Below are 19,734 nucleotides of genomic sequence, written 5' to 3'. Positions count from 1 at the left end.
TCCTGCTCAGAGATAGGCAGGATGCGATCGCTTCTTTCCTGAACCATGTTCAGGAGAGTTCAGCGTGAATGTATCAGTACCCCTGACTTCCAACCTCTACAGCTCCCAGAGCCATTGAGGCCTAAGCCTCAGCAAATGCCCTTCTCCAGCCCCCCGACAGCACCTGCAAATCCTCCTCATCCAAGTCCGCAGGAGTGCCGGAGCGGATGAGCTCGGCAAAATCTTCGTTGGGCACCATGAAGCAGAGGGCGTAGAGGCGGCCTGGGCCGGTATTGTGGATTTCATGTACACCGGTCGGCGGTACCAGAATGCTATCTCCAGTTTTGATGGGGGCCGCTTTTCCATCGCAAATGGCCAGGCCTTCCCCCTTGAGAACAAAAAACATTTCCACAGCCATTTGATGGCGATTTGGAGGGGTTTTGCCTCCCTCATCGAAGATCTCCACACAAAAAGTCAGAGAAATCTGAGCATGAGAAGGATCAAACACAATGGCCAAGCGATTGGTATCGTGGGGGCTGATGCGAAAAGCCTGATAATCGGCAGGGGTTTTAACAATTGGAATCACGCAGCGGGAAAGCGTTTGCATCCGGATCCTCCGCTCAAGAGATGAGGGGTGAATAGTGGGCAAGTGCTAACAGGGGAGAGCCGCGAGCAAATCTGAGGAGGAGGCGACAAAGCCAAAGCACTGCTTGACGTTGTAGAGGGTAGCTAGCAAACAGTATTCAGGAGAGGTGGTGGCGGCGCAGTCTTCCAGCAAAATGCAGTCGTAGCCGAGGAAATTGGCATCTTGCAGCGTGGTCATGACGCACTGGTCGATGTTCACGCCGGCAAAAAAGAGGGTGGTGCGCCCCAGGTTTCTGAGAATGCTATCGAGAGGGGTATCCCAAAAGCCGCTCATGCGGAACTTATCCACCCAGATATCCTCGGGCTTGACCTCCAGTTCCTCCACCACAGCAGCGCCCCAACTGCCCCGCGTGAGGACCAAAGACCCGTTCTTAGACAAGGGATCCCCCAGCCCTACTCCCTCTCCGGTGGGGTTGTACACATGTCGCAAGCCGGCGCTGATGTTGAGCAAGTCAGGGCGATTGCCCCAGTTCACCCACACAATCGGCACTTGAGCTTGTCGCAGGCGGGGCAGCAGGGCTTTTAGAGGGCCGATGGGAGCCCGTGCAGGTGTAACATCGACGCCAATGCTGGCCAGCCAACCGTCGGGATGACAAAAGTCGTTTTGCATGTCGATCACCAACAACGCCGCCTTGGCCAGATCCAAGCGCAGGGTTTTGCTGGAGGTGGGTAGCAGGATGGGCCGGGGATCCAAGGGCGGACGGGTGAGGTCGGCCATTTCGGCATTCACGGCCCAAGCATTGGGAGGGATCCCAAGGGTCTTCAAGGGGCGATTGGGGGTGCTCATGGATTCTCCGCTCGCGTCGCGCAGCAGTGGGATCAGGTGGGGCGGATGACCCACAACTACGCTCGACCTTAATGCACAGCTGACCTGACTTTGGAATCATAGGCTACACTTTCTCACCTTATTAACGCATGGGATCCCCCAGGGTCAGTCGATAGGGATTGAGATGAGTGATGATCCGAAAGGGTGCCCAGGGATCCCTCCCTGCACGCTATGCTGTAGAAACTTGAAATGATTATGTAGAAGCATGAGCATCCTGCGGCAATATATCTTTCCCGCTCTCATCCTGCTGGTGTTTCTGTTTACCCTGGTGGTGGTGAGCATCCGCTCGTTTCTGCCGGAGGATATGGCCCAGCCTGCCCCTCTAGAAGAAGCGACGCCTGTGGCCCTTTCTGCAAATGCCTGAGGATGGCTGAACAAGGGATCCCTCTGCCTGTGGGTTATCGTTGGCGCATCGGTTCAGCCTGGGATCGGCCCTGGGTGCGACGAGGATTGCAGGCCACGTTGCAGGAATCTTTTCCAGAGCAAAGCAACTGGGATCACCTGGAAGAGACGCTGGATCGCCTCTTCGACCCACCCCGCACCCCCTGCTGGTGGATCCTCAAGGAAGAAACAGGTGAGCCGGTGGGCTGTGTTTGGGCCGGCATCTCCACAGATCAAGCCACCCATCGGCGGGTAGCCTACATTTTTCTGCTCTGGGTGGATCCCGCCCATCGCCGGCAGGGCCTGGGCAGAGCTTTGATGCAACAGGTGGAACGCTGGGGATCCCAGCAGCAGCTAGCTGCCATTACCCTGCAGGTTTACCATCACAACCAAGCCGCCCTCCATTTCTATCAGCAGGCCCACTTTGCTGTACAAGGCTACTGGTTGTACAAGCCGCTCAGCCCCGCGCCCATAGACGCGCATGTAGAAGAGCATGAATACAAAGGTCATGAAGTTTTGTGAATAAGCCGGGATCCGCTCTCAGTTGCTCCTTTGATGAAAGCGTGATGAAAACGATGGCATCGACCGGAGGGAACGCCCATGTCCAGACCTGTCAAACTCAGTGAAGCTGAGGTCCAAGCCAAGCTGGAAAATCTGCCGGGCTGGTCTTTGCAGGATGGGAAGCTGCATCGTCAATTTCAGTTTCGCTCCTTTGTCGAAGCCTTTGGCTGGATGAGCAGTGTGGCCTTGGTGGCCGAAAGCATGGGGCACCACCCCGAATGGAGCAATGTCTACAACCGCGTGCGGGTGGATCTCACCACCCACGATGCCGGGGGCATTACGGAATTGGACTTCACCTTGGCGCAACGCATGAACGAGCTGGCCGGCTAGACGCTTCAGTACCCAACTTTGGGGATCCCTCAAAGCCGGCTTGGCAGAGGATCCCCATTTTGTCGCTGCCTCAAAGTTGTGTTGGATTGTGTTGGGAGCTGTGTCGGTCTGATAGACTAAGCCTAAGGTTAAGAAATGATAATTTTATGAACGTGCTGGTTGTGGGGGCGACGGGAACGCTGGGCCGTCAAGTGGTACGCCGAGCCATCGAAGAGGGACACCAAGTTACCTGTCTGGTGCGAAATCCGGCAAAGGCTGCTTTCTTAAGTGAATGGGGCGCTCACCTGAAGGTGGGAAACCTGCTTCAGCCCAGCACCCTCAACTCCGCGATGGAAGGCATCGAGGCGGTGATCGACTGTGCCACGGTGCGGGTGACCGATACCCTCAGCGCCCGTCAGGTGGACTGGGATGGCAAAGTTGCCCTGATCAATGCGGCACGGGCTGCCCAGGTAGGGCATTTTATCTTTTTCTCCATCATGGGCGCCCACCACGAGTACCCCAACGTGCCCCTGATGAATTTCAAGCATCACATTGAGAAGTATTTGGTTGGATCCCAGATGCCCTACACCATTTTCCGGCCAGCGGGCTTTATGCAGGGGTTGATTGGCCAGTACGCCATCCCCATCTTGGAAGAACAAATCGTCTGGGTAACCGGCGAGGGCATGCCAACGGCCTACCTAGACACCCTAGATGCAGCCCGGTTTGCGGTGCGAGCTCTCACTGTAGAAGCTGCCAAGCAGCAAATCTTTCCCTTGGTGGGGCCCAAGGCTTGGACGGCTCGAGAAGTCATTGCCTTGTGCGAGCAGCTCTCCGGCAAAAAGGCCAAAGTCAGCACCATGCCGCTGGGACTGCTGAGAGGGGCGCGCAAGGTGGCGCAGTTTTTTCAGTGGAGCTGGAACATTGCCGACCGGCTGGCGTTTGTGGAGGTGATCGCGGCCAAAGAACCCATGCACGCCGATATGACGCCTGTATGCGAAACCCTGGGGATTGAACTGGCCTCTCTGACCTCTCTTGAGGACTACCTAGCGGAGTATTTCCAGAAGATGTTGAAACGGATTCGCGAGCTGAAGGTCAAGCAACCCAAAGTCAAAACGCCCTTCTAAGTCGTTGTTCTCAGTCTTCTCGGCAATTTCACAGCAGCTTGAGCAGCAACCTTGGGAGAAGGGGTGGACGGGGTCGTGTTTGCGTTAGCAGATGCCATAGCCCCAACTACTGGGATGAACTCCCAGACACTTCCCAGACACTTTTTATTGACACTGCGCCATATTCAAGTTGGCGGAGATCAACCCGTACCATAACACAAAGCCGCTCTGTCGCGACAGCGGGCCGTAGGCCTTCGCTTTGGCGGTGCGGAGCGCTAAACCCAGTTTTCTTGATCATTCCCTGTGTCCAAACAATCGCAAATCCTTAGGTTCCCAAGGGGTTCATTTCCATCTACGCTTTAGAGAGTGAGGGGGTGACAACGACAGAGGTTATTCTGCTCCCCCTGCTTGAACTATAGATTTTTGTCTATAGTTTTTATCGGAAAGTTCAATTTTTATCTATCCTAGTTCGCAGCTAAGATGCTGATTAAGACTTTTTACAGGATCTCAGCAAGTGTTCCAGTTTGGCCAAGATCCCTGGCCGAAGGAGGATTATGAGCTTGAACGGGCTGGTCACAACTGCATGGCTGATTCCCCTCTACGCCTTGGTGGCGTGGGCAGGAGCGCTGATCTGGTCCCCAGGAATCACCCGGCGCACGGGACCACGTCCGGCAGGTTATCTGAATGCGCTCTTGACGTTGATGGCCTTCCTGCACAGCGTGGGGGCGCTGGTGGCGATTTGGGATCAGCCGGCGCAGGTCATTCGGTTGCCCTGGCTACAGGTGGGGGATCTGATGTTAGAGCTGCCGCTGCAGGTGTCATCGGTAACTCTGGGGGCCTGCGCTGTGGTGACGGGGCTGAACCTGGTGGCCCAGATCTACGGCTTTGGCTACATGGAAATGGACTGGGGCTGGGCGCGGTTTTTCTCCCTGCTGGGCCTGTTTGAGGGGGGGATGTGTGCCTTGGCTTTGTGCGACTCCCTCTTTTTCAGCTACGTGATCCTGGAGATTTTGACCCTGGGCACTTACCTGTTGGTGGGCTTTTGGTTCAACCAATCGCTGGTGGTGACGGGAGCGCGGGATGCTTTTTTAACCAAGCGCATCGGCGACCTGTTGCTCTTGATGGGGGTAATCGCCATCTATCCCCTGACCGGCTCCTGGGAGTTTGAGGATTTGGCGGCCTGGGCAGAGGCGGTGCAGGCAGGATCTGTCACTGTGGATCCCACCCTGCTGGCCCTGGTAGGGCTGGGGTTGCTGGCCGGCCCCGTAGGCAAGTGTGCCCAATTTCCTCTGCACCTGTGGCTGGATGAGGCGATGGAAGGGCCGATCCCGGCCTCGATTTTGCGGAACGCAGTGGTGGTGGGCACGGGGGCTTGGGTGTTGATTCGCCTGCAACCCCTCTATGAGCTTTCCCCAACGGTGCTGAAGGTGATGCTGACTATCGGCAGCTTGACGGCGGTGGGGGGATCCCTGGTGGCTTTGGCCCAGATCGACGCCAAGCGAGCTTTGTCTTATCTGGTGAGCGCCTACATGGGCTTGATCTTTGTGGCGGTGGGCACCGGTCATCCCCAGCAAGCCTATGGGTTGCTGCTGACCTATGCTCCGGCCATGGCTCTGTTGGTGATGGCTCCGGGCACGGTGATCTGGAACAGCATTACCCAGGATTTGCGCTATCTAGGAGGCTTGTGGTCGCGGCGTCCTATCTCAGGGCTGTGCTTCTTGACCGGAATGGCCGGAATCATCGCTTTGCCGCCTTTCGGTTCCTTTTGGGTGCTGACGGATCTGTGGCAGCAGTTGGTGCAATCGGGGCAGGGGTTGTGGGCGGCAGTCGTGCTGGTCACCAATGCTGTAACGGCCCTAGGGCTGACACGGGTGTTTGGCCTGATCTGGGGGGGCAAGCCGCAGCAGATGAGCGAGCGTTCGCCGGAGGTGCATTGGCCGATGATGCTGCCCATGACGGTCACGATGGGGGTGGCGCTGCACATGCCCATGATCCTGGCGACGCTGGGTCTGATTCCCGCTCTGGAAGGGATCCCTGTTGGGGTAATGACGGGATCCAGCCTGACGGGGATTGCCTTGGGAGCCTGGCTGTATCTGCGTCCGCAGCGACGACCGGTGGACTGGGCCTTCTTGGCCGACTGGCAGGATTTGTTGGCCAACGACTTCTACACCCCCAAGCTCTACCGGGCCAGTGTGGTGTTTGCGGTACGCATCATCTCTGAGGTTACAGCCTTGTTCGACCGCTATGTGGTAGACGGCTTGGTAAATTTGACCAGCTTGGCGGTATTGGCGGGTGGACAGGTTTTGAAATACACCACCTCTGGCCAGTTGCAAGCCTACGTGCTGACGATTGTGGTGGGGGTGGCCCTGCTGGGCTGGCTGATTCTCTAGGCTTGGGCAAGGTAGCGGGACGGAGTCCTTAGATAAAGAGGGAAAAGACCATGCTGAGTGCCTTGATTGTATTGCCGATCCTGGGATCCCTGCTCCTGTTCTTAGGCTTGGGGGGGCGAAAGCTGGCGGTGGCCTTGGCCGGGATCCTGCTGGGGATCTCGCTGCTGCTGTTTGCCAACTTTGACCTGCAAGCGGAAGGGCTGCAGTGGGTGCAGCGGTGGGATTGGATCCCGGCAATTGGGCTGAGCTACTCCCTGGGCCTGGACGGGTTTTCCCTGCTGATGGTGGCTTTGAATGGGCTGCTCACGCTGATTGCGGTGCTGACAGCTGAGCCAGAGGTGAAGCGGCCCAACCTCTTATACGGCTGCATTTTGTTCATGAGCGGGTCGGTCAACGGGGCTTTTGTTGCCCAGAACCTGCTTTTGTTCTTCTTGTTTTACGAGCTGGTGCTGATCCCGATCTACCTGCTCATCTCCATTTGGGGCAGCCCCAAGCGGGATTATGCTGCCATCAAGTTTTTGATTTACACCGCCGTTTCCGCCATCTTTCTGTTGGGGGCCTTTTTGGCCATCTACTGGCTGGGGGATCCCCATAGCTTTGAGCTGCTGGAGATCCGCATCACCTCTCTCAGCCCTGTTGCCCAGACCTTGACGCTGTTGGCCTTGATCGTGGCTTTCGGCATTAAGATGCCGCTGATCCCCTTCCACACCTGGTTGCCTGATGCATACGGGGAGTCGTCGCCGCCAGTGGCCATCCTCCTGGGAGGGATCCTCTCCAAGTTAGGCACGTACGGTCTGTTTCGCTTTGGGCTGCAGTTGTTTCCCCAAGCTTGGGCCGACCTGGGCGGGATCCTGGCCTGGTGGGGAGCCATTGCCGTGTTGTCCGGGGCTTTGGCAGCCATCGCCCAAAAAGACATCAAGCGCATGGTGGCCTACAGCTCCATCGGCCACATGGGCTACATCTTGCTGGGCATGGCGGCAGCCACCCCCATTAGCCTGACCGGGGCGATGGTGCAGATGGTCTCCCATGGTCTCATCTTGGCGCTGCTGTTTGATCTGGTGGGCTTGGTGGAGCGCAAAGTGGGAACCCGCGATCTGGATGTGCTCAACGGCCTGCTCAACCCCTTGCGGGGCTTGCCCACAGTGAGCGCCCTGCTCATCTTGGGGGGGATGGCCAGCGCCGGGATCCCTGGCCTGGTGGGCTTTGTGGCGGAGTTCTTGATCTTCCAGGGCAGCTACCAAGATTTTCCTCTGCCCACTTTGATCAGCATCTGTGGCACCGGCTTGACGGCGGTGTACTTTGTGATTTTGCTGAACCGCACCTGCTTTGGCAGGTTGGACAACCGCACCGCCTACTACCCACGCGTGCACGGCTGGGAGCGGATCCCAGGGCTGATTTTGATGGCCTTGATCGTTTGGTTTGGGATCCAGCCCATGAACCTGGTGAAATGGCCGCAACCGTTGGCCTTTACCCTATCCACCCAGGTGGCTCAGGCCCAAACGCTTATCTTGGCATCAGCCGGTGACCTTGCCCCCATCACCCTCTCTGGAGCCGATCCAGGCAAGCGGGAAACTTCCAGGAATTGAGATCCCAGGGAATGACCTCAAGGAGCCAGAACTTTTGAAGAGTTGGAGACTTCTTCCATGACGACAACCCTTACAACCCGCAAGCTTCCCCCTTCTACCCACCCTTTTGCGGATGTAGTCCACCGCTTGGAGGCTGGGGGATCCATGCTGCCGGATACGCCGGAAAACCTGATGCAAATTATCGGCCTCTACAAAGCCTATGCCGTGCCAATGGATTTCTACTGGCGGGATCTGCTCTACATTGCCGAGCAGGTGTTTGTGGATCCCTTGCCTTTTTTCAAGTTCATCATTCCTGAAGAGTATCTGAAGCTGGCCAACCACTACGCGGGGGATAACGCGGATTTGCGCATTTGGCGAGGCCAGGCTACGGCCCACCCCGAGCTGCTGGAGTTCATGGAAAAAGGGGAGCTGAAGCGCAAGCTGCCCAGAATTTTGCATCACCTCTGGCATGACCGCATCAACATGGAATTTGCCGAAGAATGTATGCGGGCCATGCTCTGGCACCGGGATATGGGGGGCTTGCTGGATCCCTACATGGATTCCGAAGAATACAAGCAAAATGCCGACCGCGCCATCCGCGCCTATTGCCAGGGCAACCCCTTGTTGATGGGGCTATACAAGCTCTTCCCTGATATGTTCTTGGAGCTGTGCCGCCAGGCCACCATGTACTCGGTGTTGGGCCTGTTTTGGGAGGTGATGGCTCCGGTCTTTTTTGAGATCAGCGATCTCTACGACGAAGGCAAAATCACCAGCGTGCCGGAGGCGATGAACTTTTTGGTCAACGGGATCTTCGCCATTGCCGGACGACCCATCTACCATCGCGTGCGCATTCGGGGAGAATGGTACGATATTGTGCCCAAATCCAAGGGATTTACCTGGCTATATGAGGCCGCTTTCCCCTATGTAGAGGCCGTGTTTTATCGCACCTCTCCTTTCCGCGGCACCAAGTCCTACAACGCTCAGGCCAACGAAGTTCCCACCAACCAGTTGGACTTTCACTACGGGATCCTCTACGCCGATAAGTTTCCGGTGGGCACCGCCGGGATCCCGCCCACGCTCTTGCACCAGGATATGTACCACTTTTTGCCCCAGTATTTGGTGGAATATTACCGCAAGCATTGCCGCGGCGAAGAGGACATGCTGATTCAATTGGGGGTTAGCTTCCAGCGCTCCATGTACAACGTCACCTCAGCCGTGATTCAGGCGGGAAGGGCCGCTTTCTTGTATCCCCTTGATGATCCAAATCCACGGCACTTGATGATGAACCGCCGTTATTTTGAGGGACAACTCAATCGCTTCACCCGACCGGAATATGGGATCCGGGAAGCAGCCCGCCTCGCCTACATTCAGGATCAGAATTATCGCTAGCCCGTGGCAACTTTAATGATCCCAAAGCCTTTCGAGCAGCAATCCAGTTAGCAACAACTTCACAGCAAAAGGATCCCGGCCATGCCCGATATTGTCGATATTGCGGTCTCTGCTGAGGGTTTTTCCACCTTGGTAACTGCCGTTAAAGCGGCAAACCTGGTGGATACTTTGAAAAGCCCCGGCCCCTTTACCGTTTTTGCCCCCACCGATGCGGCTTTTGCCAAGCTGCCCCCTGGCACCATCACCACTCTGGTGCAAAACATCCCCCAACTGACCCGCATCTTGTGTTACCACGTGGTGCCCGGCCGCTTGAAAAAGGCGGATTTGGCCAAGTACCAAAGTGTGGGCTCGGTAGAGGGATCCCCCATCGACTTGTTGATCGAAGGGGACGTTTTCGAGGTCAATAACGCCACCGTTATCCAAGCGGACATCGAAGCCGATAACGGCATCATCCACGTCATCGACACTGTCATCCTGATGCGGCCCCACTGGTTCTGGCCGATTATGAACTCCGCCTTGGCTGCCTCGGCCAGAGGATAGACAGATCTATCCTGAACCGAGCTTGGGGAAAGTGCCTGGGTGAACCCTCTCCCCCTCTCCGCAACTTTATAGGTACGGTCAGAGATTTCTGCTCCGCGCACGTTCTCCAGTCTACACCATCCCCCAACCCCCATAGGGTAGGGGCTTTTGTCTCTTGGTAGCGGGGATTTTGCCATCTTTTAAACCCGGAGATGAATCCGAAGCTGGGCCTGATACGTAACTTATTTGGCCTGTTCTCTGACCGAGGAGCTTTTTCCATGTTGTTGATCGGTTTTTCCCTTCGGCCTCGTTCAATTTTCGAGGTTTTTTGCGGCTTTTGCCTGGTTGCTGTCTTGTTTCTCAGCGGTTAAGGAAGCTTTACAAATCTCACAACCCCACTTCTACCCATTGCTAACTTTGGCCCTGGACATATTCACATTGCTCAGCCGCAGCCAGGACAATCTTTCGCCCAGGCCACAGGGCCGGTGGTCTTTGTCTTGAACATGTTGCCGAATCCAGGCAATCAGTCGGGGAATTTCCGACTGGAAGCCAACCTCACCCCTGAGCAAGTCTCCAGCTTTTTGGCCGGAGCTTACTACATCAACATTCACACGCAGGCCAACCCGCCGGGCGAGTTGCGAGCCCAGGTGGTTTTCCCTCGCTAAGGTTTGATCCAGTACCCCATCTGGGATCCCCGCAGGTGAGGGGATCCCTAATTTTTGCGGACGGATTGGCTGTTCTGTGAACTCCCCCACGGTCAGTCGTGCCGGCAGGACAGAGTTTCTGTGTAGCTCCTGGCCAGCAGCTTTCGGTAGTCCTGGAGCTGGCCTGCCAGTCCCCTTTACAGAGCGAGCTGTAGGCTTCACCTCTGGGCTAGCTGTGGAGCGCCAAGGGAATAACTACACAGGTTGTTGCCCACCTACAATGGCCCGACAGCGAATGTAGGGGCCGCCTGCATCCACCTTGGCCGGTTGACCCTTGCCGCAATGGCCGGATCCCAAATCCCACAGGAAGTCCCGCGAGACGGCATCCACCGATTGCAGCACCTCAAAAGCATTGCCGGTGATGGTGACACCGCGCAGCAACTCCGCCAGCTTGCCATCGCGAATGCGGTAGGCCCGCTCCACGCCAAACATAAACTCGCCGGTGGAGTCCGCCTGCCCGTTCCTGGCCCCATCCAGGAAGTAGCCATCGGGAGTGCTGGCGATGATTTCCTCTAGCGTTTGGGATCCGGGTTCAATGAAGGTGTTGCGCATGCGGATCAAAGGCTCATCGGCATATTCCCAGGCGCGGGCATTGCCGGTGGGCTCTACGCCAAAGTGGGCAGCAGTTTCGCGGTTGTGGAGATAGCTGACCAGAATGCCGTTTTGGATGATGGTGGTGCTTTGGGTAGGAACGCCCTCGTCGTCCACAGGAAGGGTTCCCCCTGCCCCTGGCATAAACTCCGAATGGCCGGAGTCTTTGAGAGTAACCAAGTCGCTGGCCACCCGCTGCCCCAGCTTGCCGGCAGCCACAGAACCCGCCAGGACAAAATCCGCCTCGACCGTGTGGCCAATGGCCTCGTGCACCAACAGCCCCACGATGGAAGGCGACAGAATAACCGTGGCCCATCCCCCTTCTGCGTAGCCTGCGGACAATAAATCAACCGCGGTAGCAGCCGCCTTTTCCGCCATCTGCAAGGGATGCGAGCGGAACAGGCAATCCCATCCCCCTGTTACCCCAATGGCCTCGGAGCCACTGCTGAGCTGGCCGGCAGCTTCGGCCACCGCCTGAACTCGCAGCTCGGGGCGCACCAGACGAAAGGCCACATCCGCCCCATCGGTGGTGACAATGGCTTTTTCCTCGTAGATCTCGTTGTAGGTGCAACTGGCGGAGCTAATTTGGCGAGAGGCCTGCCGGGCCTGCGCCTCGGTTTCCAAAGCCAACTGGATCTTCGCCTCCAGCGGTTTGTTCAACACCTCCTCCACACCGGGCTCGCAGAACTCCCCTTGGGCCAGCCGCACACTGGGCAGGGATCCCAGCTTTTGTTTGCGGTAGTCGGCGCTGGCTTGGGCGGCACGGCGAGCTTCAGCGATGGCCTCCCGAATGGCAGCCGGCGAGGGATCCCCGGTGGCAGCAAAGCCCCAAGTGCCGGCCTCCAACACCCGCACCCCCACTCCGGAACGGCGACGAACCGCGGTGCGCTCAAGGCGGCCCTTCTCGGCAGTGATGCTGCGAAACACCTTGCCGTGGTAGCGCAGTTCCACAAAGCCAGAGCAGTCCCGAAGGATGTCGCGCAGAAGGTCTCGCATAGCAACAGGGAGATGGGTGTAGTCCTCAGTCCAGCATAGCCCGATCCTGGAAAGTCGATGAGCTGCCACGCCGAGTGAAAGCCCCGATCCCGTTCGTGTCAGCAGTGCGGAACATTTTGGCCAGGCCCGCCGTTAGAGGACAAAGTTAACCAGCTTTTTCGGCACCACCACCACTTTTTTGGGTGTTGCCCCCTCCAGGTATTTCTGCGCTGCTTCTGACCGAAGGGCCAACTGTTCCTGCTCCTCCGGCGTTACCTCGGCAGGGGCCTCAAACGAGCCGCGCAATTTGCCGTTCACCTGAATCACAATGGTCACCGTGTCGGCCACCAGCGCTGCCGGGTCATAGCTGGGCCAAGACTGCCGATGCACCGAGTCTGCGCCCCCCAGCGCCTGCCACAGCTCCTCCGCAATATGGGGGGCAAAAGGCGCCATCAGCAACACCAGCGTGCGGATCCCCTCTGCATAGACCGGCGAATCCGGGATCCCGGCCTCCCCCAGAGCATTGCTCAGCTTCATCAGCTCGGCAATGGCGGTGTTGAATTGATAATCGTTTTCCAGATCTTCGCTGACTTCCTTGATGGCGGTGTGGATGGCCCGGCGCAGATCTTTTTCCGCCTTGGTCAGGGATCCCACCTCGACCTTGGCCGGCAACAGCTCTGGGGCCCCGCTCTGCAAGGACTCCGTCCCGCTACCGCGAACGACAAACTCGTACACCTGCCGCCAGACGCGGTTGAGAAAGCGAAATTGCCCTTCCACGTCGGCATCGTCCCACTCCAGATCCTTCTCCGGCGGGGCCTTGAACAAGATAAACATGCGGGCCGTATCTGCCCCGTAGTGGGCCAGCACCTCCTCAGGATCCACGCCGTTGCCCTTGGACTTGGACATGGTAGCGTAGATAACTTGCAGGGGCTCGCCCGTTTCCGGATCCCGCGGGTCGTTGGGATCCTGCACCAGAGCTGCCGGGATCCAGCGATCCTTGCCGGACTTGTTGGGGTTGTAGTAAGTGCGCCCTTGCACCATCCCCTGGGTGAGCAGACGCGAGAACGGCTCGTCAAAATCCAGCAGCCCCCGATCCCGCAACACCTTGGTAAAGAAGCGGGAGTAGAGCAGGTGCAGGATGGCGTGCTCGATGCCGCCCACGTACTGATCCACCGGCAGCCAGGCGTTCACCCGGTCTTTGCGGAAGATCTCTCGGTCGTTGCGGGCATCGCTGAAGCGCAGGAAGTACCACGACGAGCAGACAAAGGTGTCCATGGTATCGGTTTCCCGGCGGGCTTCCGTGCCACAGGTGGGGCATTTCACCTTCACCCAGTTCTCCAGCTGGGCCAACGGGGATCCCCCTCGCCCCGTCAGCTCCACATCCTCCGGCAAGAGCACCGGCAGATCCTTCTCCGGCACCGGCACAATGCCACAGTGGGGACAATGGATCACCGGGATGGGACAACCCCAGTAGCGCTGCCGCGAGATCAGCCAATCCCGCAGGCGGTAGTTGATCTGCTTTTCCCCCAGCCCCTGGGCTTCCAGCCAGGCGATGGCTCTTTCCACGCTTTGCCCTGGGCCTTTGCCCACCGGGATCCCGTCTAGGGGGCCAGAGTTGATCATCACCCCTTCCCCCGTCCAGGCAGCCTGCAGTTCTGAGGACTCCGTCCCGCTGGCGCGATCCGCTGAGGCCGGAGAACCCTCCGGCGGCTGCACCACCCGCTTGATGGGCAGGCCGAACTTGCGGGCAAACTCGAAATCCCGCTGGTCGTGGGCGGGCACGGCCATGATGGCCCCCGTACCGTAGCCCATCAACACATAGTCGGCAATCCAGATGGGGATCCGCTCTTGGTTAACGGGGTTGATGGCGTAGGATCCCGTCCAAACCCCTGTCTTTTCCCGGTCTTCGGCGCTGCGCTCGATCTCGCTGCGGGCAGCGGCCTGGGCTTGATAGGCTCTGACGGCCTGCAGTTGCTCGGCAGTGGTGAGCTTGTCCACCAAGGGGTGCTCCGGCGACATCACCATGAAGGTGGCCCCCCAGAGGGTATCGGGCCGGGTGGTGAACACTGCCAGCTCGTCCCCTGCCTCGGTTTTGAAAATCACCTTGGCCCCCACCGATTGGCCAATCCAGTTCTCCTGCATGGTGCGCACCCGCTCCGGCCAGCCGGAGAGCTTTTCCAGATCCGCCAGCAGTTGGTCGGCATAGGCGGTGATTTTGAAAAACCACTGCTTGAGCATGCGCTTTTCCACCAGGGCGCCGGATCTCCAGGAACGCCCCTCCGCATCCACCTGCTCGTTGGCCAGCACCGTCTGATCCACCGGATCCCAGTTCACCGCCGCCTCTTTCTGGTAGGCCAAGCCCGCCTGCAAAAATTGCAGGAAGATCCACTGCGTCCACTTGTAGTAGTCCGGCGAACAACTGGTAATCTCCCGCTCCCAGTCGTAGGACAGGCCCAACCGCTGCAACTGATCCCGCATCTGGGCAATGTTTTGGTAGGTCCACTTGGCCGGTGGGATCCCCCGGTCGATGGCGGCATTCTCCGCCGGCAGGCCAAAGGCATCCCAGCCCATCGGGTGCAGCACTGCGTATCCCTGCATTCGTTTGTGGCGGGCAATTACATCGGTGATGGTGTAATTGCGCACATGCCCCATGTGCAGGTTGCCGCTGGGGTAGGGGAACATAGACAGGGCATAAAATTTGCGGCTCCCGTCCTTCAGCTCTGGGGTGCGATCCAGCCCGATTTCACGCCAGTGGGCCTGCCACTTGCTCTCAATGGCCTGGGGATTGTAGCGCGCGTCCACGGTTCGATGCTCCTGGGAAAAAAGCGCATACGCTGGGAGATAGAAGCATTTTGACATACTCCCCACGCCAGTGCTCTCAAGCAAGGAACGGGATCCCTATTGGCGCTGACAAACCGACAAGCAGGGATCACAAGCAGGGATCAGTAGGTTTCTTCGTGCCACCTGTCTGCTTTCTTCAGTTCCTTCTGGAACTTGCTCCAATCCTGACCGGCTTGTTCGGCCAAAGGCCCCATGACGTTGTTGATCCCGTCCTCCATCCCCTTGAGGCCGCAGATGTAGGTGTAGGTGTTGGGCTGTTGCAGCATCTCCCACAGCTCGGCGCCGTACTCGGCCATGCGGTTTTGCACGTACATTTTCTTGCCATCGGGGGTTTGTTGCTCGCGGCTGATGGCGTAATCGACGCGGAAGCGATCCCCGTACTGGGCTTTCCAAGCCTCCAGATCCCCGTGGTAGAGCAAGGTGGAGGTGGTGGGCACCCCAAAGAACAGCCAGATCTTGCCCTGATAGTTGGGATCCTCTTCAAACAGGTGCTTGATGAAAGCGCGAAAAGGAGCAATGCCGGTGCCGGTGGCGATCAAAATCAGGTTGGCGTTCTCATCTTCGGGCAGTAGGAAGGTTTTCCCCGATGGCCCCGTGATCATCACCTCGTCGCCTGCCTTCAAATCGGTGAGGAAGCCGGAGCAGACCCCCACCCCCGGTTGGCCCGTCTCTTTATCGACATATTCGGCCCGCTTCACACTCAAAGAGACGGTGCGTCCCTCCCCATCATCGCCAAAGCGGGTGGAAGCGATCGAGTAAAGGCGGGGCTTATGGGGTTTGCCCTTGGCATCTTCACCAGGAGGAATGATGCCGACGCTTTGCCCTTCTAGGTAGCGGTAGTTGGGATCCGGCAAGCTGAGCACAATGTGCTTGGTCAGTCCGGGTGCCCCTTCGCCGACAATGGAGTAGGTCTCCACACATTGGCCGATCAAGGGGGCGTTGGGACGATACAGATTGACGACAACCTCTCGCTTTTCTGCGCTGGCAACCATAACCGTGATCTGCTCCTGGCTCTGGGAGGAAATGAGTTTACAGATAGCAAACACCATAGCAGCCCGGCTGCTCAAACGGAACTTGCCAGAAGAACAGCAGACGACCTTCGCCAGCCCCCCAGGCCGTCCTGAGAGCGGCAACCCCGGAAAAATAATCCCGGCCAAGCTCATCGGCCAAAAATATGGATTTTTTGTTAAATTGTTGCTTAGGGTGCCCACCTCTCTGGCCTGCCAGCGGCTTGTGATGTAACGGCTTTATTTGGTATCATGCAAGACCGTAACAGTTGGTAACTTTCTAGAGCCTTTTTCTCAGTTTTGCCCTGCCCGTCCCCAAGGAGTTCCCATGGCAAGCAGTCCTGATCGTGTTGTGATGATTGGTGTCGCCGGAGATTCTGGCTGTGGCAAGTCCACCTTTTTACGCCGGCTGGGGGATCTATTTGGCCGGGATCTGATTACCACCATCTGTCTGGATGACTATCACTCCTTGGATCGCTACCAGCGCAAAGAGAAGGGCATCACGGCGCTGGATCCCCGCGCCAACAACTTCGACCTGATGTACGAGCAGGCCAAGGCGCTTAAGAACGGCCAAAGTGTGATGAAGCCCATCTACAACCACGAGACGGGGCTGATTGACCCACCGGAGCTGGTGGAGCCCAACCGCATCATCGTCCTGGAGGGGCTGCATCCCATGTATGACGAGCGGGTGCGCCAGCTGCTGGACTTCAAGGTGTACTTGGATCTGGCCCCAGAGATCAAGATTGCTTGGAAAGTGAAGCGGGACATGGCGGAGCGGGGCCACACCTACGAAGATGTGTTGCGCTCAATCGAGGCTCGCCGCCCGGACTTTGAAGCCTATGTCGATGTGCAGAAGCAGTACGCCGATGCCGTCATTGAGGTTTTGCCTACCCAGTTGTTGCCGGAGCTGGATCCAGAGCACAAAGTACTGCGGGTGCGGCTGATCCAGCGGGAAGGGGTGAAGTACTTCGACCATGTTTATCTCTTTGACGAAGGCTCCACCATTGATTGGATCCCCTGCGGCAAAAAGCTGACCTGTTCCTACCCGGGGATCCGCCTCCACTATGGCCCTTCCACCTACTTTGAGCACCCGGTTTCGATTCTGGAGATCGACGGCACCTTCGACAAGCTGGAAGAGGTCATCTACATCGAGAACCACCTGAGCAACCTGTCCACCCGCTACTATGGCGAGCTGACGGAACTGTTGCGCAAGCACCCGGAATACCCGGGATCCCGCAATGGCTCTGGCCTGATCCAGGTCATCGTGGGCCTGAAGCTGCGCGCCCTCTACGAGCAAATTCGGGCAGAAGCCAAAGAGCTGGCGGTGGCTTCCTAGTGTTTGCCCCGCTTAGGGGATCCCTTCGGTAAAGTGTTGGTGCAGGTCGGCTGACCCACCATAGGTCGGCAGTAGGGCTTCGGTGTATGCAGGGATTCCAGTTGGAGATCTTTCCAGAGGGATCCGTCCTGATCCAACGGGCCATCGAGATTTGGCAAGGTCGGTCAGCCGCTGCCATTCGCGAGCGGGGACGCTTTACGGTGGTCTTGGCCGGGGGAAGCACCCCCAAGAAGCTGTATGCTGCCCTGGCCCAAACCCCAGGGATCCCTTGGCAACAAACCTGGCTGTTCTGGGGAGACGAGCGCTATGTTCCCCCGGATCACCCTGAAAGCAACTACCGTATGGTGCGGGAAACCCTGCTGCAGCAGATCGGGATCCCGGCGGCTCAAGTTTTCCCTATGCCCACCCAAGCGGGGGATCCCCTTCGCGATGCTGCCGAATACGAGGCCACCCTACGGCAGATTTTCGGTGCAGAGTGCCCTTCTCTCGACCTGGTATGGCTGGGAGTGGGGGAAGACGGCCACACAGCTTCCTTGTTTCCCGACACCGCCGCTCTGCAGGTGCAGCACCGCTGGGTGACGGTGGGGCAAAAAGGGCAGGAGCCGCGTCTAACCTTGACCTATCCTGTTCTGAACCAAGCAGCCCAGGTGGTGTTCCTGGTAACCGGAGCGAACAAAGCCCCCATCGTGAAAGAGGCGCTGACCACCGAGGCCCACCTACCCTGCCAGCGCGTAAACCCCAGAGGACGGCTGCTGTGGTTGCTGGATGCGGCGGCAGCAGCTCAACTGCCCCTGCCCTGTGTCCCGCTGCTCAGCTAAACAACAGGCGGGCTAACTGCCGATGGGATAGGATCCCCAGGCCCACCGCCCCCAAAATCATCCCAGCCCCTTCCAGTGGCCACAGGTTTGATAGCCCCAGCGGCCAACGCACCAGGTTTCATGGGTCGAGAACCGGCGGGGCAGGGATCCCTCAGGGGTTGCCGGGCAAATTCTTCAGTATTGGAATCACCAGCTCTTGGACAGGCAACGCTACAGGCTGAGCGGGGTCACTGCTCAGGGAGCTGGATGGCGTAGAAGGGGAAGAGCTGGGGATCTCGCCCATGGGCCGCAGTTGCCAGCGGATGATCTGCTCGCCGCGGTAAAAGGTAACCAACAACTGATCCCCTTGCGATTGGATTTGCCAGGTGCCATCACCGCTGGTTACCGAAATATGGCCGCCGGAAAAGGGTGCATCCAAAGCCGGCCCCGATTGGCTCCAGATACGCCCGCCACCCGTTTCCAAGATCAATTGCACCGTCGCCCCCTGCCCCTGGCCGCTCAAAATTTGGCCGGTTCCGCTCCAAACTCGGGTTTCCGTCTGAGCCACGGCGGGTTGCCCAAGCTGCAGAACCATGAGCAACAGCCCTGCCCAGCTCCAGTGATTTCGCAGCCTCCCTCTCCCATCAGGGAAGAAGGAAGAAGAGCGAGAGAAACAAGCCATTGCACTCACGTTGATACCACGCGCCGCGATAGGACTGAAACAGACGAAGAAGAAGGCGAAAAGGTGTCGCAGGAAGCAATCCCTTACACAGTTTTTTTCACAGCTCGCTGAAAGCCTTTGGGATCCCTCTGCGCTCTCTTGGCTCTGGGTTAAGCCTGCTGCCGGAATCCGCCCTCGGCTTGATCCCAATCTAGCAATCTCCATCCCCCCAGCCAGGATGTAACCTGAGGCTCTAGCTGCGGGGATCCCCAGCAACTGTTTCGTCAATGCGCAGAGTCAAGACCCAGAGTGCCTCCGCCGCAATCGTAAGCCTCACTACTTGAGAGAAAGGAAACGCTCCAGAGCTGCCACCATTGCCGGTGGCCAACGGCGGACGGTTTTCACCCATTCCAGGTCGGCGTAGCGGGGATCCAGTCCTTGCACAGCCACCCAATGACTTTCGGCCTCTCCCTGGCGACCCTGCGCCCAAAGAATGGCGCTGAGAGCAGCCCGCATATCTGGAAACTTCGGGTACTTGCGCACCAGAGCCCGCATCAAGCGCAGGGCAGCTTCTGTTTCACCCACCTGGTAGAGGCTCAGAGCATAGTTGGCCTGAGCGAAGGCGTAGTCGGGAGCCAATTCTGTGGCGCGGCGGTAGTCGGCCAAAGCCTGTTGCCATTGGCCCAGCCCTGCTTCCGCATTGCCGCGGTTGTTGTAGGCTGCCGCATCGTTGGGATCCAACTGCAACACTCGTTCGTAGTCTGCAATCGCCTCCTGCCACCGCCCCAACCCCTCCAAAGCAGCCCCTCGGTTGAGATAGGGATCCGGCGCCTCAGGGGCCAAACGAATGGCCTCAGCATAATCCTCCAGAGCTGCCTGCAGTTGGTGCTGGCTGACACGGGCGTTGCCCCGGTTGCTCCACAGGGCCGGGTTGTCCGGCTGGATCTGCAACAGTTGAGTCCACAGGGCTTCCGCCTGGGCAAAATCTCCCCTCTGAGTAGCCGCAAAGGCCTCCTCAAACAGTCGATCGATCTCGTGATCTACCCTGTTGCTCGCTGCCGTTGCCACCACACCCGATCCAGGCCAGACAGGGATCCCCAACCAAAGCAGCAGCCCCAGCAACAGAGCCGAGAGGACATTGGAGACAGACTTCAT

At 58.2% G+C, this 19,734-nt stretch carries 18 protein-coding genes; 11 read left to right on the top strand and 7 right to left on the bottom strand.

The window, feature by feature from the left end; genetic code table 11:
• Window positions 1-121: 121 nt before the first annotated feature.
• Entirely contained in the window at window positions 122-586 is a 465-nt protein-coding gene (locus NW834_RS02950) for a cupin domain-containing protein (protein ID WP_011434408.1), read from the bottom strand.
• Between the two features lie 45 nt (window positions 587-631).
• Window positions 632-1,411: a cysteine hydrolase family protein gene (locus tag NW834_RS02945; RefSeq protein WP_414418551.1), complete on the bottom strand. Its 780-nt coding sequence runs from the start codon at window positions 1,409-1,411 to the stop codon at window positions 632-634.
• Between the two features lie 244 nt (window positions 1,412-1,655).
• On the opposite strand from NW834_RS02945, the gene NW834_RS02940 reads away from it, so the two are divergent.
• The 9 genes from NW834_RS02940 to NW834_RS02900 all read left to right on the top strand — a co-directional run bounded on the left by NW834_RS02940 (window position 1,656) and on the right by NW834_RS02900 (window position 10,332).
• Complete coding sequence (locus tag NW834_RS02940) at window positions 1,656-1,814, top strand: hypothetical protein (RefSeq protein WP_011434410.1); 159 nt, start codon at window positions 1,656-1,658, stop codon at window positions 1,812-1,814.
• Between the two features lie 2 nt (window positions 1,815-1,816).
• Complete coding sequence (locus NW834_RS02935; protein ID WP_414399476.1) at window positions 1,817-2,353, top strand: GNAT family N-acetyltransferase; 537 nt, start codon at window positions 1,817-1,819, stop codon at window positions 2,351-2,353.
• A gap of 78 nt (window positions 2,354-2,431) precedes the next feature.
• On the top strand, window positions 2,432-2,722 hold the full coding sequence (locus NW834_RS02930; RefSeq protein WP_414418552.1) for a 4a-hydroxytetrahydrobiopterin dehydratase: 291 nt from the start codon (window positions 2,432-2,434) through the stop codon (window positions 2,720-2,722).
• Between the two features lie 146 nt (window positions 2,723-2,868).
• On the top strand, window positions 2,869-3,825 hold the full coding sequence (locus tag NW834_RS02925) for an NAD(P)H-binding protein (protein WP_414418553.1): 957 nt from the start codon (window positions 2,869-2,871) through the stop codon (window positions 3,823-3,825).
• Between the two features lie 533 nt (window positions 3,826-4,358).
• On the top strand, window positions 4,359-6,194 hold the full coding sequence (locus NW834_RS02920) for an NAD(P)H-quinone oxidoreductase subunit F (RefSeq protein WP_414418554.1): 1,836 nt from the start codon (window positions 4,359-4,361) through the stop codon (window positions 6,192-6,194).
• Window positions 6,195-6,244: 50 nt separating this feature from the next.
• Window positions 6,245-7,780, top strand: a complete 1,536-nt coding sequence (locus tag NW834_RS02915; RefSeq protein WP_414418555.1) for an NADH-quinone oxidoreductase subunit M — start codon at window positions 6,245-6,247, stop codon at window positions 7,778-7,780.
• Between the two features lie 57 nt (window positions 7,781-7,837).
• Entirely contained in the window at window positions 7,838-9,148 is a 1,311-nt protein-coding gene (locus NW834_RS02910; protein WP_414398884.1) for a CO2 hydration protein, read from the top strand.
• Between the two features lie 81 nt (window positions 9,149-9,229).
• The gene (locus tag NW834_RS02905; RefSeq protein WP_414357838.1) at window positions 9,230-9,688 is read left to right on the top strand and encodes a fasciclin domain-containing protein; all 459 of its coding nucleotides are present in this window, start codon (window positions 9,230-9,232) and stop codon (window positions 9,686-9,688) included.
• A gap of 386 nt (window positions 9,689-10,074) precedes the next feature.
• Window positions 10,075-10,332 (top strand): CHRD domain-containing protein, encoded by a 258-nt coding sequence (locus tag NW834_RS02900; protein WP_414374720.1) that lies wholly within the window; start codon window positions 10,075-10,077, stop codon window positions 10,330-10,332.
• A gap of 234 nt (window positions 10,333-10,566) precedes the next feature.
• Here the strand turns inward: NW834_RS02900 and NW834_RS02895 are convergent, their stop codons facing one another.
• The 3 genes from NW834_RS02895 to NW834_RS02885 form a co-directional block, all read right to left on the bottom strand.
• Window positions 10,567-11,958 carry a TldD/PmbA family protein gene (locus NW834_RS02895; protein ID WP_414351927.1) on the bottom strand — a complete coding sequence of 464 codons (1,392 nt, stop codon included), beginning with the start codon at window positions 11,956-11,958 and terminating at the stop codon, window positions 10,567-10,569.
• Between the two features lie 132 nt (window positions 11,959-12,090).
• Window positions 12,091-14,796, bottom strand: a complete 2,706-nt coding sequence (gene leuS, locus NW834_RS02890) for a leucine--tRNA ligase (RefSeq protein ID WP_414418556.1) — start codon at window positions 14,794-14,796, stop codon at window positions 12,091-12,093.
• 83 nt (window positions 14,797-14,879) lie between these two features.
• Window positions 14,880-15,770, bottom strand: coding sequence for a ferredoxin--NADP(+) reductase (locus NW834_RS02885; protein ID WP_414426212.1), 891 nt, complete (start codon window positions 15,768-15,770; stop codon window positions 14,880-14,882).
• Between the two features lie 343 nt (window positions 15,771-16,113).
• Between NW834_RS02885 and NW834_RS02880 the strand changes: the two genes are divergently transcribed.
• Together NW834_RS02880 and pgl are read left to right on the top strand one after the other, a co-directional pair.
• Entirely contained in the window at window positions 16,114-17,121 is a 1,008-nt protein-coding gene (locus NW834_RS02880) for a phosphoribulokinase (protein ID WP_414330815.1), read from the top strand.
• A gap of 86 nt (window positions 17,122-17,207) precedes the next feature.
• On the top strand, window positions 17,208-17,939 hold the full coding sequence (gene pgl, locus NW834_RS02875) for a 6-phosphogluconolactonase (RefSeq protein ID WP_414418558.1): 732 nt from the start codon (window positions 17,208-17,210) through the stop codon (window positions 17,937-17,939).
• Between the two features lie 151 nt (window positions 17,940-18,090).
• Here pgl and NW834_RS02870 read toward each other — a convergent pair whose 3' ends face one another.
• Window positions 18,091-18,513 (bottom strand): hypothetical protein, encoded by a 423-nt coding sequence (locus NW834_RS02870; RefSeq protein WP_414418559.1) that lies wholly within the window; start codon window positions 18,511-18,513, stop codon window positions 18,091-18,093.
• 402 nt (window positions 18,514-18,915) lie between these two features.
• Window positions 18,916-19,734: a tetratricopeptide repeat protein gene (locus NW834_RS02865; RefSeq protein ID WP_414418560.1), complete on the bottom strand. Its 819-nt coding sequence runs from the start codon at window positions 19,732-19,734 to the stop codon at window positions 18,916-18,918.

Origin of the sequence: Synechococcus sp. R60.1, assembly GCF_047461835.1 — a bacterium.
Taxonomy (GTDB): domain Bacteria; phylum Cyanobacteriota; class Cyanobacteriia; order Thermostichales; family Thermostichaceae; genus Thermostichus.
The sequence above is the reverse complement of the archived record's forward strand: the minus strand, read 5'-3'. Positions and strand labels throughout refer to the sequence as shown.

What these genes read in the sequence shown, in the direction of transcription:
- NW834_RS02950 (WP_011434408.1), bottom strand. Translation starts at nt 586, where the DNA reads ATGCAAACGCTTTCCCGCTGCGTGATTCCAATTGTTAAAACCCCTGCC.
- NW834_RS02945 (WP_414418551.1), bottom strand. Translation starts at nt 1,411, where the DNA reads ATGAGCACCCCCAATCGCCCCTTGAAGACCCTTGGGATCCCTCCCAAT.
- NW834_RS02940 (WP_011434410.1), top strand. Translation starts at nt 1,656, where the DNA reads ATGAGCATCCTGCGGCAATATATCTTTCCCGCTCTCATCCTGCTGGTG.
- NW834_RS02935 (WP_414399476.1), top strand. Translation starts at nt 1,817, where the DNA reads ATGGCTGAACAAGGGATCCCTCTGCCTGTGGGTTATCGTTGGCGCATC.
- NW834_RS02930 (WP_414418552.1), top strand. Translation starts at nt 2,432, where the DNA reads ATGTCCAGACCTGTCAAACTCAGTGAAGCTGAGGTCCAAGCCAAGCTG.
- NW834_RS02925 (WP_414418553.1), top strand. Translation starts at nt 2,869, where the DNA reads ATGAACGTGCTGGTTGTGGGGGCGACGGGAACGCTGGGCCGTCAAGTG.
- NW834_RS02920 (WP_414418554.1), top strand. Translation starts at nt 4,359, where the DNA reads ATGAGCTTGAACGGGCTGGTCACAACTGCATGGCTGATTCCCCTCTAC.
- NW834_RS02915 (WP_414418555.1), top strand. Translation starts at nt 6,245, where the DNA reads ATGCTGAGTGCCTTGATTGTATTGCCGATCCTGGGATCCCTGCTCCTG.
- NW834_RS02910 (WP_414398884.1), top strand. Translation starts at nt 7,838, where the DNA reads ATGACGACAACCCTTACAACCCGCAAGCTTCCCCCTTCTACCCACCCT.
- NW834_RS02905 (WP_414357838.1), top strand. Translation starts at nt 9,230, where the DNA reads ATGCCCGATATTGTCGATATTGCGGTCTCTGCTGAGGGTTTTTCCACC.
- NW834_RS02895 (WP_414351927.1), bottom strand. Translation starts at nt 11,958, where the DNA reads ATGCGAGACCTTCTGCGCGACATCCTTCGGGACTGCTCTGGCTTTGTG.
- leuS (WP_414418556.1), bottom strand. Translation starts at nt 14,796, where the DNA reads ATGTCAAAATGCTTCTATCTCCCAGCGTATGCGCTTTTTTCCCAGGAG.
- NW834_RS02885 (WP_414426212.1), bottom strand. Translation starts at nt 15,770, where the DNA reads ATGGTTGCCAGCGCAGAAAAGCGAGAGGTTGTCGTCAATCTGTATCGT.
- NW834_RS02880 (WP_414330815.1), top strand. Translation starts at nt 16,114, where the DNA reads ATGGCAAGCAGTCCTGATCGTGTTGTGATGATTGGTGTCGCCGGAGAT.
- pgl (WP_414418558.1), top strand. Translation starts at nt 17,208, where the DNA reads ATGCAGGGATTCCAGTTGGAGATCTTTCCAGAGGGATCCGTCCTGATC.
- NW834_RS02870 (WP_414418559.1), bottom strand. Translation starts at nt 18,513, where the DNA reads ATGGTTCTGCAGCTTGGGCAACCCGCCGTGGCTCAGACGGAAACCCGA.
- NW834_RS02865 (WP_414418560.1), bottom strand. Translation starts at nt 19,734, where the DNA reads ATGAAGTCTGTCTCCAATGTCCTCTCGGCTCTGTTGCTGGGGCTGCTG.